The following is a 13,416-nucleotide window of genomic DNA, read 5'->3' on the forward strand; positions in this document are numbered from 1 at the left end:
CGATTTATCACGGGCCTGGTCTTTAACTACTCCATCCGCTTGGTCATGTTAGTTTTCACGCATTGCTTCTTTTACTTTAAATTCGCCCCACTTAGTATCGCGATAATATGAGATACAGAGACCACTCCGCCATGGGCAGGATCTTTGCAGTTGCCGCCCGCCTCCTTGAAAATCGGAAACCTCTCATCACCCGCCGCATCACCGCGTCGCTGCTCGTTGGGATGACCCTCGCCTCCTGCGGTCGTCAGCCGTCCCCTCCCGTTCTCACCAGGCCCCTCAGGCGCGACACCGTGGTCACCCACACTTATGCGGGCCAGATTCGTTCCTATCGAAACGTCGCCATCCGCGCGCCGGAGAGCGGCTATCTGGAGGAGGTCAGCGTCCAGGACGGGCGCCGGCTCAAAGAGGGGGAGCTCATGTTCAAGATCATGCCTCAAGATCGCACGGCCGCGCTGAAACGCGCGGAGGCGCAGGCCCAGGTGGCAAAGCTCGAGTATGAAAACACACAGCACCGGGTCCAGGCCGGCCAGGCCTCCGAAAAAGACCTCGCCACCGCCGCTGCAAAGCGCGACCAGAAGCTGGAGGACCTCAGGCTGGCGCAGGCACATCCAGGCTCCGCCATCATCACCGCCCCCTTCAGCGGTCTGATGGGCCGCCTCCGCCTCGCCAAGGGCAGCCTCGTGAAAAAGGACGAAGTGCTCACCACCCTCCATGACAACAGCCAGATCTGGGCCGAGTTCCACGTGCCTGAAGCACAATATCAGGAAATCTCCGCCTCCGCCACCCAGCAGGTGGACCTGAAGATGGCCAACGGCAAAATGTTTGATCAGACCGGCCGCCTCGTCCCCGTCGAAAAAACGGCGCTCCATCATGCGACCGGCACCGTCACCCTGCGCGCTCTCTTCCCCAATCCCGCCGACCTCCTCCGCCAGGGCCAGGCCGGCACCATCCGCCTCCAGGACACCCTCAAAAACGCCCTGCTCATCCCTCAGCAGGCCACCTTCGAAGTCGCCGATCAGCGCTGCGTCTATGTCATGGACAAAGACCACGTCATCCACCGGAAGCCCGTCTCCATCACTCACGAGCTCGAAGGCCTCTTTGTCATCACCGGCGGTGTCACCGAAAATGACACCATCATCATCTCAGGCGTGCATCGGGCTCATGATGGACAAAAGGTCGCAAATTCCCAGTTTGAAGAGCCCGCCGTGGCATACGCACACCTCAAAAAAGAATAGCCGCCCCTCCCCCGCCGCTTCTCCCTTCGCTGGCCCCGTCCCCCGCCGGCCTCCCGCCCCTGCACCGGCAGGCCTGGTGCCGCGTCTTCCCGTGGCCACGTCACGATTTGATCATTGCAAATCAAAGCCTTCGTGGCTCATTCCCCGTCCTTACCAACCCCACTATGAAATCAATCGCACCGACTCTCGCCGCTCTCGTCTTCACGTTTGCTGGTCTGACCGGAACAACCCCTGCCCAAACCGTGAGTGACGCCAAACCCGTTAAAGTCGTGATGGAAACCAGCAAAGGCACCATCGAACTCGAACTCGATGCCGCCAAAGCCCCCGTGACCGTCGCCAATTTCGTCAAATACGTCAAAAAAGGCTTCTACGACGGCCTCATCTTCCACCGCGTCATCCCTGACTTCATGGTCCAGGGCGGCGGCTTCAGCCCCGACATGCAGCAAAAGGAGCCCGACGGCCAGATCGAAAACGAAGCCAAAAACGGCCTCAAAAACGTCAAAGGCTCCATCGCCATGGCCCGCACCAACAACCCCCATAGCGCCACCTCCCAGTTCTTCATCAATCTCAAGGACAACAGCTTCCTCGACTACCCCGGCCGCGACGGCTTCGGCTACTGCGTCTTTGGCAAGGTCACCAAGGGCATGGACGTCATTGACTCCATGGCCACCGTCGCCACCGGCAGCAAAGGCCCCCACGGCGACGTCCCCGTCGAGCCCATCATCATCAAGAGCGCCAAAATCGCCGAGTAAACCCCGCCCTTCATCACTTCAATCCTTCAAATGCCAGCCGCTCCCCCGGCTGGCATTTTTTTTGTACAGTACTCATCTCGCTCCGCCGAGATGAACAGTACTCATCTCGCTCCGCCGAGATGAGCCCAGCGCCCCCTTCCCCCCACACCTCTCGCGCTCCCCCACCCACCCCGCCACATCAACGGCAAGGCCCTCCCACCACCCTCTTTCCCCCACACCCCTCTCGCATCCCACCGTCAACCACCGCAAACTCCCTCCCCCCATCCCCCCACCGCCTCACATAAACTTCCTCACCCGCTCCCGCACATCCCCCTCCAGCCGCTTCACATAGTTCACCGCATACTCCACCGGGCACATCCCGTCATCCCGCGTCAGCGGCGTCAGATCCATCGCAAACGTTAGCAGGCTCGTCTTGTCCGTCGTATGCGAGTCAAAATACGTCGCATTCGCATGCCGCAGCCCCTCCTCCGCCAGGTCATAGCGCTTCCCCCCGCTGATCTGTGAGTCAAACACCCCCAGCAGCGGCCGCAGCATGTGCGGGTGCTTGTCCACCCACAGCATCACCTTGTCGTCAGACAGCAGCCAGTCCAGCTTCCGCCACACCTCGCAGCCATACACCTTCTCCGGCCGCATCTCCACCGGCAGCTCACGGATCGCCTCCAGGCACCGCAGAAACGTCGCCACATGCGTGTCATGCCGGTCGCACGGATTGTGAAGATACAAAATCTTCGGCTGCGCATGCTCCAGAATGAATTTCAAATCCGCCACCGCAGGCGCATGCTTCGGCTTCTTGATGTCCTCGCTCGGGTACCCCAGCTGCACCATGATGCTGTACTCCCCCACATACGCCGCCTTCCGCTGCTCCACCAGGCGCACCTTCTGCATCTCCTCGTCCGTGTAGCTCTCATACGGCCCCTTGCGCGGGCTCCCCGCCCCGTCCGTCACCACCACCCCGCCAAACCACTGGCCCTTGTCGTGAAAGCATTCCGTGATCCCATGATACGCCGCGATCTCCAGGTCATCCTGGTGCGAAACAATCCCCAGATGCGTCACCCGCCGCAGCGCCGTCCACGGTTCAGTTTCGTCAGGAATATACAGGTCGTGTTTGGGATGTCGAAATTGCACAGGACCCCGACCATGCACCGCCTCCGCCAAACTGCCAACCTCATTCCCATTAGCCCCCGCCTAACACCCCAACTCCCCCATAAACCCCCGCCAAAACACTCCCCTCCCCACCCCACCACGCCCTCTCATCCCATCCCCCCATTTCCAATTCCCAGTTTTCACTTCTCAATTTTCAGTCCCCCGCCCCCACAAGCTCATCGCCCCCAATCCCCCTCTCACCCACGACTCCGCCGCACCCACCGCCCACCGCCCACCGCCCACCGCCCACCGCCCACCGCCCACTGACTCACTGACTCACTGACTCACTGCCCCACTGCCCCACTGCCCCACTGCCCCACTGACTCACCGGCTCCCCCCATCTCACCTTCGCCCCACAGCATCCAGCATCCAGCATCCAGCATCCAGCCCCCAGCATCTAGCATCTAGACAAATCCCCCTCCCACCGCCATGATCGCCCCTCCCTCCCCACCCCCATCCCCGACCCCTTTCCCATGAGCTTCATCTCCCAGATTTCCGAAGACCTCAAAAACGCCATGCGTGCCAAGGACACCGTGGCCCTCAACGTCATCCGCAACCTCAAGTCCTCCCTCAAATACGCCGCCATCGAAAAACTCGGCGCTGACGGCGAGCTCGGCGATGCCGACTCCATCGCCGTCGTCCGCAAAGAAATCAAAAAGCTCCAGGACTCCGTCGACGGCGCCGAAAAAGCCGGCCGCCCCGAAGCCGTCGAAGCCGCCAAGGCCGAGATCGTCGTCCTCCAGAAATACCTCCCCGCCGCCATGAGCGACAGCGAAGTCTCCGCCCTCGTCGAGTCCGTCATCGCCGAGCTCGGCGCCACCTCCAAAAAAGACATGGGCGCCGTCATGAAAGCCCTCCAGGAGCGCTCCGCCGGCCGCGCAGACAGCAAGACCCTCTCCACCGAAGTCTCCAAACGCCTCGCTTAACCGCAGCACACGAAAAATCTCAGCACTAGAACCTAGACTCAGAAGCATTTCTCTGCGGTCTTCTAATCTCTCGCGGTGTAAAATTCGTCGCCCTCCAACCCCGGCAACAGCGAACCCTGAACCGAGAACAGCGAACCGAGAACAGCGAACAGCATGACCTCAGCCATCATCGTCGCCGCAGGCAGCAGCCGCCGCATGGGCTTCAACAAGCTCCTCGCCCCCCTCGCCGGAGAGCCCGTCCTCCGCCGCACCCTCAGCGTCTTCCAGGCCTGCCCCGCCATCGATGAAATCATCGTCGTCACCAGCGACTCCCTCCGCCCCGAGCTCGACTCCTGGCGCACCATCGGCGCCGCCCCCCTCACCAAAATCACCCACCTCATCACCGGCGGCGCCGAGCGCCACCTCTCCGTCCACGCCGGCCTCCAGGCACTCTCCCCCGACTGCGACATCGTCGCCGTCCACGATGGCGCCCGCCCCCTCATCTCCGTCGCCCAGATCACCCGCTGCATCCAGGCCGCCCGCACCCACACCGCCGTCGCCTGCGCCCGGCCCATGACAGAAACCCTCAAGCGCTGCGACCCCGAAGGCCGCATCATCGGCTCCATCGACCGCACCCACGCCTGGATCATGGAGACCCCCCAGGTCTTCCAGCGCACCCTCCTCGTCCGCGCCTACGACGCCATCCTCCGCGACGGCCTCCTCGTCACCGATGAAGTCTCCGCCGTCCAGCACCTCGGCGCCACCGTCCACGTCGTCGAAAATTTCGAGCTCAACCCCAAGATCACGTTCCCGGCAGACATCCTGCTGGCCCAGCGTTTCGTCGCTTAACCGACCCTTCATGCCCGACCCCGCCGCCCTCGACAACGCCCCGCATCTGCCACGCCGAAACTGGGCGTCCATCGTGCTCGTGCTCTTCGTCCAGGCCATGAACTCCTTCAGCGACAACTTCGTCAAGATGTTGCTGATCGCCCTCTCCATCATCATCGCAGAGCAGAGCTGGGTCGGCCGCCATATCGAGCTCTGGCTCGGCGCCATCTTCTCCCTCCCCTACATGCTCCTCGCCCCCCTGGCCGGCTACTGGTCAGACCGCTTCTCAAAGCGCAACGTCATCCTCTGGATGCAGGTCATGCAGATCATCTGCTTCATCTGGCTCTCCCTCGCCCTCTGGATGCAGCGCGTCCCCGGCTCATTGGAGGTCTCCCTCCTCGGCTTCTTCCTCCTCGCCATCCAGGCCGCCGTCCTCAGCCCCGCCAAGATGGGCATCATGAAAGAGCTCGCCGGCTCCCGCCGCCTCGGCCGCGTCTCCGGCTGGCTCCAGGTCACCATGCTCGCCGGCATCCTCGGCGGCATGTGGGCCGGCGGCATCTGGTACGGCACCGAGTATGAGCGCACCCATGACGCCTGGCGCTCCGCCCTCGGCCCCCTCATCATCATCAGCATCCTCGGCATCATCGAGCTCATCGCCGCCATCTGCATCCAGACCACCCCCGCCCACCACGAAGTCCACTGGCGCAAAGGCATGGCCCTCGAGCACTTCGAAAGCCTCAAAATCGTCTTCCGCCGCCGCTCCATCCGCCTCGCCGCCCTCGGCGTCACCTACTTCTGGTTCATCTCCAATGCCCTCAGCTTCATCCTCGTCACGTTAACCAAAGAGCTCCACCCAGACACCGGCCATGGAGACGGCCCCATGGAGCTCGCCAAAGTCGCCGGCATCCTCGGCATCGGCGTCATCTCCGGCAGCTTCTTCGCCTCCCACGTCTCCCGCCACCGCATCGAGCTCGGCCTCATCCCCCTCGGCGGCTTCGGCCTCGTCGCCGGCCTCCTCTGGTCCGGCCTCGCCCCCCTCGGCTCCAGTTGGATGTACGCCGGCATCATCTTCACCGGCGCCGCCGGCGGCTGCTTCATGGTCCCCCTCTACGCCTACGCCCAGGACAAGGCCGAGAAGCATGAAAAAGCCCGCATCCACGCCGGCATGAATCTCATGGACTGCCTCGGCACCCTCGTCGCCGTCGCCATCGTCGCCCTCATGAAGGCCGCAAATCTGAGCGCCTCCACCCAGTTCCTCCTCCTCGCCATCCCCACCTTCCTCGCCGCCGTTTACAGCCGGCCGCCGCCCCGTCCGCTTCGTCATGTGGGACGCCCTCTACAATCTCTGGTGGCTCAAATGGCTCATGCGCCTCATCGGCACCGTCCCCATCTCCGCCACCCGCGCCAAAGACGCCATCCGCGCCGTCGCCGCCGCTCTGAAGGAAGGCGAAATCGTCTGCCTCTTCCCCGAAGGCCAGATCACCCGCCACGGCATGATCAATGAACTCCGCAAAGGCTTCGAGCTCATGGCCCGCCAGGGAGACGCCCAGGTCATCCCCGTCTATCTCGACGGCCTCTACGGCAGCATCTTCTCCTACCAAGGCGGCAAATTCTTCACCAAACGCCCCAAACACCTCCGCTACCCCGTCGCCGTCCACTTCGGAGAGCCCCTCCCCCCCCGCGCCGCCACCGCCGAAGTCGTCCGCCACGCCATGCACGCCCTCAGCGCAGAGGCCTTCCACCAGCGCAAAAGCTGGCTCCACGCCGACCCCGCAGACGACCTCGTCCCCTTCGCCAACGCCCTCCGCCTCGCCGAAGTCGAATGGCACCGCCCCGGCGACGTCTTCCTCTCCCTCGAGCCCGCGGGCACCATCCTCCACCGCACCGTCAAAGCCCTCACCCAGGTCCTCCCCGGCACCAAATTCATCGACCACCCCACCCACGCCCCCGCCTCCCACACCGTCGCCTTCTGCACCCGCGCTACCTTAAATCAACTCACCGGCCAAGAACGCCTAGCCTTCTGCCTCGACACCTCTCCGACCAATCTTCCTCTTCCTCCTACTCCTACTCCTCCTCCCTTATCTGGATCTGGATTCCCCTCTCAGTCCCCAATTCCCACCAATCCTCCCGTAGCCTCCGCCTCGTCCTCCGTAGCTTTAGCGAACGAGGAAGCGAACGCCCCAAGGAGTGGGGGTCTCCGACCCCCACTCAGTCCTCCGACTCCCTCCCTGCCCACTGATCTTCCTCTTCCTCCTCCTCTTACTCCCGTGGGCTCCGTAGCTTCAGCGAAGGAGGCTCCTCCCTCATCTGGATCTGGATTCCCCTCTCAGTCCCCTCTCCCCACCAATCCTCCCGTAGCCTCCGACTCGTCCTCCGTAGCTCATAGAGCGAAGGAGGAAGCTTTAGCGAAGGAGGCTGCCTCACCGCCCACCGGCTCCCGCCCCCTCCGCGGCTACCTCGACTCAGAAACCGGCATCCTCCTCACCACCGAAGTCCCCGACCCCCAGATGCCCCCGGCCCACCACGACGAACAATTCGGCCGCCGCCCCCACACCCTCGGCCGCCTCCTCCCCGGCCTCACCATCGCCTCCCCCCCCGAAGGCGTGACCATCAGCAGCCTCCTCCCCGACTCCCCCCTCACCGCCACCATCCCCGGTGCCAAAATGGACGAACAGGGCTTTTTGGTGGTCACGGTTTGATTCTGATTCGCAGTCATTCTCGGCTATTCCCAACCATTCGCGTTTCCAATTCAGCCTTTCAGGAACCGCATTCGGGGTGGAGGCACTTGCAGCCAAGACTGAACAGAAATTTCTGGTAACCCCATAAATGCCCTACATCAGAGAGATGGACGGCGGCAGGGCATCTCTCACCCCCTCCATCTTTCCATGGAATTCAAGGGCTTAGGCCAGTGACATGAGTTGAGACAGGCGTAGGCAGCGAGCTAAGCGTTGACGGAATGCCGTTGGTGGGGCCATGGTAAGGGCATGATTGCGGATGTCAGCCCTTCGTTCCAAATGCGGGAAGGCAGAGAGCGGCAGGAAGCCCTTGGGCAGTTCCTAACGCCCTCGCCTACGGGGGATTTCATGGCCTCGCTCTTTGATGGCCTACCGAGTGTCGTGCGGTTGATTGACGCCGGAGCCGGGGCTGGGGCGTTGACTCTGGCTCTCGTGCGGCGGGCATGTATGCCGGGTTCCGGTGTGGAGTCTATTCATGCCACGGCCTACGAGCTAGACCCGCTGATTATCCCGGTTTTGCAGGAGACAATGGAGGCGTGTAAATCCCTTTGCCGGGCGAGAGGAATCCCCTTCACATCTTCGGTGTATCAAACGGATTTCATTGAGGAAATGGCCGGGAAGCTGTCAGGTGATTTGTTCAGCACCGCGCCACCTTCATTCAACGTGGCAATCGCCAATCCGCCCTACAAGAAGATCAACACGCACTCGCCAGAGCGGCTGGCGTTGCGGAGAGTTGGCTTGGAGACAAGCAATCTTTACACGGGCTTTGTGGGCCTTCTGGCGCGTCTTCTGGAAGACAACGGGCAACTCGTAGCCATCACCCCTCGGAGCTTCTGCAACGGTCCCTATTTCCAGCCCTTCCGGGAATCCTTTTTGGAACTGATGGCTCTTCAACGGCTTCACGTCTTCGATTCGCGAGAAGCCGCTTTCCGTGGGGATAGCGTGTTGCAAGAGAACATCATTTTCCACGCCACCAAAGGTAGGAAACAGCCGCCCCTCGTTACGGTGTCATCCAGTAGCGGAGAAGCAGAAGCTACCGTCACAGCAAAAGACTTTCCCTTTGCGGAAATCGTGCATCCCAACGACCCGGAGCGATTCATTCACATTCCCGCCGATTCGGGCCATGCCAGAGCACGAGACAGGCTTTCAGAGTTACCCGCTACGCTGGCGTCCTTGGGGGTCACAGTCTCCACGGGGCGCGTGGTAGATTTCCGCCTCAAAGATGCGCTAAGGCCCGCGCCAGCGCCGGGAACGGTGCCGTTGCTTTACCCCTGCCACTTCAACGGTGGAACCGTGCATTGGCCGAAGCTGGATGCCCGCAAGCCAAACGCCATCTTGGACAACGAGGAAACGCGCCCTTGGCTGGTTCCATCCGGCATCTACCTTCTCACAAAACGGTTCACGTCTAAAGAAGAACGGCGTCGCTTGGTGGCCTGTCTCCTTGATCCTTCCCACGTTGAAGCGGAATGGCTGGGCTTTGAGAATCATTTAAACTACTTCCACGCCAGCGGGAAAGGCCTGGAAAGGACGTTAGCACTTGGCCTGTTCGTTTATCTGAACTCCACCTTGGTTGACCATTATTTCCGCTGTTTCAGTGGTCACACACAGGTAAACGCTACGGATTTACGCAAGCTGGCTTACCCCGACCGTGCTACACTAGAAGCAATGGGTAAAGCCCTTCCACGGCCCGACATTTCCCAAGAGGAACTAGACCAACTTGTAGAGCTTCACCTTCATGGCTTCTAAAAAGCGCACAGAAACGTCCAAAATATACCATCCAAAAATCGGAGAAGCCATAACGGCCCTGAGTGCCTTAAAAATTTCGGGGAAGAAGCTGGGCGTTCCTGCTGCGCGAATTTTGCTCGCTCTACTCGATCTCGTCCCTCGAAAGCGGTGGAATGAAGCTGAAGCGCCTTTAATGGGGATTACTCCAATCATGGATTTCATTCGTGAAAACTATGATTTCAGCTACGCTCCGAATTCGCGCGAGCAAGTGCGAGACGATGGGGTAAAGGTATTTTTATCTGCGGGCTTGCTGTTAAAAAACCCAGACAACCTTTCGCGTCCCACCACCAGCCAAGATACAGTCTATCAAGTGGAGCCGTCAGCGCTCGCCTTGCTTCGCACCTTTGGAACGCTGGAATGGGCGCACAATCTCACAACCTATCTTACTACCGTTGAGACAGTGAAGCGAGAGATTGCCCGGCATCGGGAATTGGCTCGCGTTCCCGTCACACTGCCGGATGGGAAGACTGTTGGTCTTTCGCCGGGCGGACAGAACCCGCTAATCAAGGCCATTATTGAAGACTTCTGCCCTCACTTTGCGCCGGGCGGCGTGGTAGCCTACATCGGGGACACGGAAAACAAGTTCGCACATCTTGAAGCGGATTACCTCGCCAGGCTTGGTGTGGCACTTGATAGCGCAGCCAAGATGCCGGACGTGATTATTCACTGCACAAAGCGGAATTGGCTTCTTTTGATTGAAGCCGTCACCAGTGCCGGGCCGGTGGATGGAAAGCGCCGGAAGGAACTCAAAGAACTATTCGCCGGATGCAAAGCGGGCCTCGTCTTTGTCACGGCATTCGACACGCGCCGCGTCATGCAATCGTTCCTTGCCTCTATCGCTTGGGAATCCGAAGTCTGGATTGCCGAAGACCCGGCCCACATGATCCATTTCAACGGCGACAAGTTCCTTGGCCCGTATCCAGACACGATGCCGTTGTGAAATTGCAAGAGTTTTAGGTTCTCTGTTATGAAATGTCGATTCTGCTTGGCAAATCCCCCCATAAAAAACAGCCATGTTGTCCCCGACTTCATGGTTCGATATTTGAAAAAGAACTCTTGTGGTGGTTTGCTGCTGAATTCTTTCCAAACTTGTCCAGAACACACAGCCCACATCGGACCATATCTCTGCAAAGATTGTGACAACGTGACATTCAGCAGATGGGAAGGCCGGTTTAAAAATGCGGTTTTTGACAAATTGAATAATGCAGGAGCTTCGTGGTTTGAGGAAAGCGCGATTAAGTTTCTTTTATCAATCCTCTTCCGCTATTCCATTCATCACCTTGAAGCCAGCATTCCTCGAAGTGATTCTCCTATAGCAAAGCAGTTTAGAGATTTGTCCAGACGAGCAATTGATGATCTCAGTTTGGTGGGAACAACTTTGTTCATTTACCCATACATCCACAGCCCCATCACCCAGACTTGTGATTTGGCTGTTGGGACAAACCACGTTCTATCACTTTCATATAGCGGAGGGCCTCTTGATGCGGAGGACGGGGAACCTCATGCTTTTCTCGTATTTCTTCCCGGCATAATGCTCCTCTTTACAGCCGGAAACTTACCCCCTGTTAAACAGCTTCCCGCTCCGCAGGATTTGAACCTTGGATCAACGGGCAATGTCAACAGCTGGAACCGTGGGTTGCCATTTTATTTGAAATGGTTTATAGATCGAGCGGTTTACGACACGAAAGCTCATCAAAAGACTATTGGGCGACGTTTTTGGGGCCGCGTCATTTGCAAAGCGGATAAGCGCCTCTTTCCGCAAAGACAAGTTTACAAGGCCAGACAGTTTGATGCTCAACTCAAGGAGTGGCAAAAACTGCATTGTGTTTGAATGCTGTCATAGTTGTCTTCATCCTTGGTATGAACCGGGAACATAGGTAACAGATTGACCGGGGACATAGGTTACACTTTGCGGGTGGTCTATGCCATGGAACACCACCCCCACACCGGAACAGCGATTGAAGTTTGTCACCCTCGCCAACAGCGGCAGGTTCACCACCAGCGAGCTGTGCGAGCAGTTCGGCGTCAGCCGCAAATGCGGGCACAAGTGGCTGGTGCGTTTTGCCCAGGGCGGAGCCAGGGCGCTGGTGGACGCGAGCCGTGCGCCCCATACCCTGCCGCAGCGCACCGAGGAGTCCCTGGAGCGCCTGGTGGTCTCCGAGCGGAGGCTGCATCCGACCTGGGGCCCGAAGAAGCTGCGCGTGGTGCTGGAGCGCAAGCACGCCATCGAGCAGCCGCCTGCGGTGAGCACGCTGGGAGAGATTTTGAAGCGCAACGGCCTCATCGAGTCACGGCGCAGGCGGCCCGGAGCCTTTGAGGTCAAACGCGGCGAACTCACACAGGCAGAGCGCCCCAACCATGTCTGGGCCACCGACTTCAAAGGCTGGTTCTGCACGCAGGACAACGAGCGCTGCGATCCGCTGACAGTGACCGATCTGCACAGCCGCTACCTCATCGGACTGCAGGCATTGCCGCAGGCCACGCAGAGGTGGACGCGCATGGCCTACGCCCACTTCTTTCGCACCTGCGGGCTGCCGGAGATCATCCGCGTGGACAACGGCGCGCCCTTCGGCAGCATCGGGCCCGGAGGGCTCAGCAAGCTCAGCGTGTGGTGGATCAGCCTGGGCATCGACGTGGAGTTCATCAAGCCCGCGAGCCCGCAGCAAAACGGCAGCCATGAGCGCATGCACCGCACGCTCAAGGCCGAGTGCTGCGCCCCTGCGAGCACGAACCGGGAGGCGCAGCAGCGGCGCTTTGGACGCTGGCGGCATGAGTTCAACGAGGAGCGCCCGCATGAGGCCATCGGGCAGCGGACACCGGCCGAAGTGTATCGTCAAAGCGCGGTGAGGCTTGATGACCGCATCGCGGTGGACCTGTATGGGCCGCTGGTGGAAACCCATCCGGTGAGCGAGACCGGGAGCGTGTCGTGGCAGGGGCGCGCCTGGCATGTGGGGGACGCCTTCGCCGGACAAGGCGTGGTCTTTGAGCCGCGCGACGATGAAAGAGTGGTGGGCGTGCGCTTCGCCAACCTGGTGCTCGGCGAAATCGGCGGAGAGTGCCCCTATGGCCGGATCAGACCGACAGCGTTCAAGAAGAGACGGGGGAGCCGGAAGATCGTGGCCCGAGAGGTGAAAAGCGCCTCTCAGCACGAATGAGGAGAGGAGGAGAGGAGGAGGGGGGCGACCGCATTTTGAGGTTGTTCCCATCCACCCATCTCGCTGCGCTCGCTGTCTGGATGGGAACAACCTCAAAATGCGGAGCACGCAGTGTAACCTATGTTCCCGGTCAGAGTGTAACCCATGTTCCAGTTCAAACCCCTCGGGTGAATCTGCGGGGGAAATGGGGTCAGGGTGCAAATAATTGACAAAATAACCGCGCCACTTCGCCCCCCGCCAAGCCTGCGGCGTCGTTCACCCGGCCCGGCCACAGGCCTCGCCTCAGAATTCATCCTCTCTCCATTCCCCCCCTCAGGCGACCGGATGAATCATCTCAATCAGCGTCCTCCCAGCCTCTCCTCAGCCCTCCAAATCCGCCGCCGCGTTGACTGCGCGCCCCCTCCGCACGTCTGCCTCACTCGGTTCGGTTCCGTGTCTTCCGTGTCTTCCGTGTCTTCCGTAGGCACTCAAATCTGGAACCTTTACGTTCTCCAAATCTCCGCCTGCCCTCCGTAGCTTTAGCGAAGGATGGGCGGTGCAAAATCCGGTTCCCCTTCGGCCTCCGTTGCCCCATGCAATTCAGCCCCTCTGAAGTTCGACAATTTTTGCCTCTTTTTGCGCCTCCTTGCGGCCATCCATAAAGCCTCCGCCCCCTCTGCCTCTTGGCCACTCTGCGGTAAACCCGATTATCCCTTCACCTCCGGGAAATGGAGTCAGCCCTCCTCTGTGTTTCTCCGTGGTTAAAAAGGCAAGGAACCTGTTCAACCACAGAGCCCAAGCCGGGGGGCACAGAGACAGAAATCGTTCTGCCCCCAATTCCCCGCGCATTTTTGCGCCTCCTTGCGGCCAGATCCAGTCTCTGCCCCTCCACGGCAAAA

10 protein-coding genes and 1 pseudogene are annotated in these 13,416 nt (G+C 60.3%); 10 read left to right on the forward strand and 1 reads right to left on the reverse strand.

Annotated elements, in window-relative coordinates; translation table 11 throughout:
• Positions 1 to 107: 107 nt before the first annotated feature.
• Together ACILSQ_RS06670 and ACILSQ_RS06675 are read left to right on the forward strand one after the other, a co-directional pair.
• Complete coding sequence (locus ACILSQ_RS06670; RefSeq protein WP_395742811.1) at positions 108 to 1,235, forward strand: efflux RND transporter periplasmic adaptor subunit; 1,128 nt, start codon at positions 108 to 110, stop codon at positions 1,233 to 1,235.
• Positions 1,236 to 1,399: 164 nt separating this feature from the next.
• Positions 1,400 to 1,987 (forward strand): peptidylprolyl isomerase, encoded by a 588-nt coding sequence (locus tag ACILSQ_RS06675; RefSeq protein WP_395742812.1) that lies wholly within the window; start codon positions 1,400 to 1,402, stop codon positions 1,985 to 1,987.
• A gap of 276 nt (positions 1,988 to 2,263) precedes the next feature.
• Here ACILSQ_RS06675 and ACILSQ_RS06680 read toward each other — a convergent pair whose 3' ends face one another.
• Positions 2,264 to 3,112 carry a PIG-L deacetylase family protein gene (locus ACILSQ_RS06680; protein ID WP_395742813.1) on the reverse strand — a complete coding sequence of 283 codons (849 nt, stop codon included), beginning with the start codon at positions 3,110 to 3,112 and terminating at the stop codon, positions 2,264 to 2,266.
• Between the two features lie 491 nt (positions 3,113 to 3,603).
• Between ACILSQ_RS06680 and ACILSQ_RS06685 the strand changes: the two genes are divergently transcribed.
• The 8 genes and pseudogenes from ACILSQ_RS06685 to ACILSQ_RS06720 all read left to right on the forward strand — a co-directional run bounded on the left by ACILSQ_RS06685 (position 3,604) and on the right by ACILSQ_RS06720 (position 12,538).
• On the forward strand, positions 3,604 to 4,056 hold the full coding sequence (locus ACILSQ_RS06685; protein ID WP_395742814.1) for a GatB/YqeY domain-containing protein: 453 nt from the start codon (positions 3,604 to 3,606) through the stop codon (positions 4,054 to 4,056).
• A 153-nt stretch (positions 4,057 to 4,209) separates the two neighbouring features.
• A complete protein-coding gene (gene ispD, locus ACILSQ_RS06690; protein ID WP_395742815.1) occupies positions 4,210 to 4,884 on the forward strand; it encodes a 2-C-methyl-D-erythritol 4-phosphate cytidylyltransferase in 675 nt (224 codons plus the stop codon).
• A gap of 97 nt (positions 4,885 to 4,981) precedes the next feature.
• Positions 4,982 to 6,148, forward strand: a pseudogene (locus ACILSQ_RS06695) (MFS transporter); the annotation flags it as partial.
• A gap of 37 nt (positions 6,149 to 6,185) precedes the next feature.
• On the forward strand, positions 6,186 to 7,562 hold the full coding sequence (locus tag ACILSQ_RS06700) for a 1-acyl-sn-glycerol-3-phosphate acyltransferase (protein ID WP_395742816.1): 1,377 nt from the start codon (positions 6,186 to 6,188) through the stop codon (positions 7,560 to 7,562).
• 384 nt (positions 7,563 to 7,946) lie between these two features.
• The gene (locus ACILSQ_RS06705; protein ID WP_395742817.1) at positions 7,947 to 9,344 is read left to right on the forward strand and encodes an Eco57I restriction-modification methylase domain-containing protein; all 1,398 of its coding nucleotides are present in this window, start codon (positions 7,947 to 7,949) and stop codon (positions 9,342 to 9,344) included.
• Entirely contained in the window at positions 9,334 to 10,323 is a 990-nt protein-coding gene (locus tag ACILSQ_RS06710) for a BsuBI/PstI family type II restriction endonuclease (RefSeq protein WP_395742818.1), read from the forward strand. The genes ACILSQ_RS06705 and ACILSQ_RS06710 overlap by 11 nt, the downstream gene beginning before the upstream one ends.
• Positions 10,324 to 10,350: 27 nt before the next feature.
• On the forward strand, positions 10,351 to 11,214 hold the full coding sequence (locus ACILSQ_RS06715; RefSeq protein ID WP_395742819.1) for a hypothetical protein: 864 nt from the start codon (positions 10,351 to 10,353) through the stop codon (positions 11,212 to 11,214).
• Between the two features lie 91 nt (positions 11,215 to 11,305).
• On the forward strand, positions 11,306 to 12,538 hold the full coding sequence (locus tag ACILSQ_RS06720) for an integrase core domain-containing protein (RefSeq protein WP_395742820.1): 1,233 nt from the start codon (positions 11,306 to 11,308) through the stop codon (positions 12,536 to 12,538).
• Positions 12,539 to 13,416 lie beyond the last annotated feature (878 nt).

It is taken from the genome of Prosthecobacter sp., from assembly GCF_044227185.1.
Lineage (GTDB): Bacteria > Verrucomicrobiota > Verrucomicrobiia > Verrucomicrobiales > Verrucomicrobiaceae > Prosthecobacter.

Bases quoted from the DNA above. Each gene is read 5' to 3' on its own strand.
- ACILSQ_RS06670 (WP_395742811.1), top strand. From the start codon at position 108: ATGAGATACAGAGACCACTCCGCCATGGGCAGGATCTTTGCAGTTGCC.
- ACILSQ_RS06675 (WP_395742812.1), top strand. From the start codon at position 1,400: ATGAAATCAATCGCACCGACTCTCGCCGCTCTCGTCTTCACGTTTGCT.
- ACILSQ_RS06685 (WP_395742814.1), top strand. From the start codon at position 3,604: ATGAGCTTCATCTCCCAGATTTCCGAAGACCTCAAAAACGCCATGCGT.
- ispD (WP_395742815.1), top strand. From the start codon at position 4,210: ATGACCTCAGCCATCATCGTCGCCGCAGGCAGCAGCCGCCGCATGGGC.
- ACILSQ_RS06700 (WP_395742816.1), top strand. From the start codon at position 6,186: ATGTGGGACGCCCTCTACAATCTCTGGTGGCTCAAATGGCTCATGCGC.
- ACILSQ_RS06705 (WP_395742817.1), top strand. From the start codon at position 7,947: ATGGCCTCGCTCTTTGATGGCCTACCGAGTGTCGTGCGGTTGATTGAC.
- ACILSQ_RS06710 (WP_395742818.1), top strand. From the start codon at position 9,334: ATGGCTTCTAAAAAGCGCACAGAAACGTCCAAAATATACCATCCAAAA.
- ACILSQ_RS06715 (WP_395742819.1), top strand. From the start codon at position 10,351: ATGAAATGTCGATTCTGCTTGGCAAATCCCCCCATAAAAAACAGCCAT.
- ACILSQ_RS06720 (WP_395742820.1), top strand. From the start codon at position 11,306: ATGCCATGGAACACCACCCCCACACCGGAACAGCGATTGAAGTTTGTC.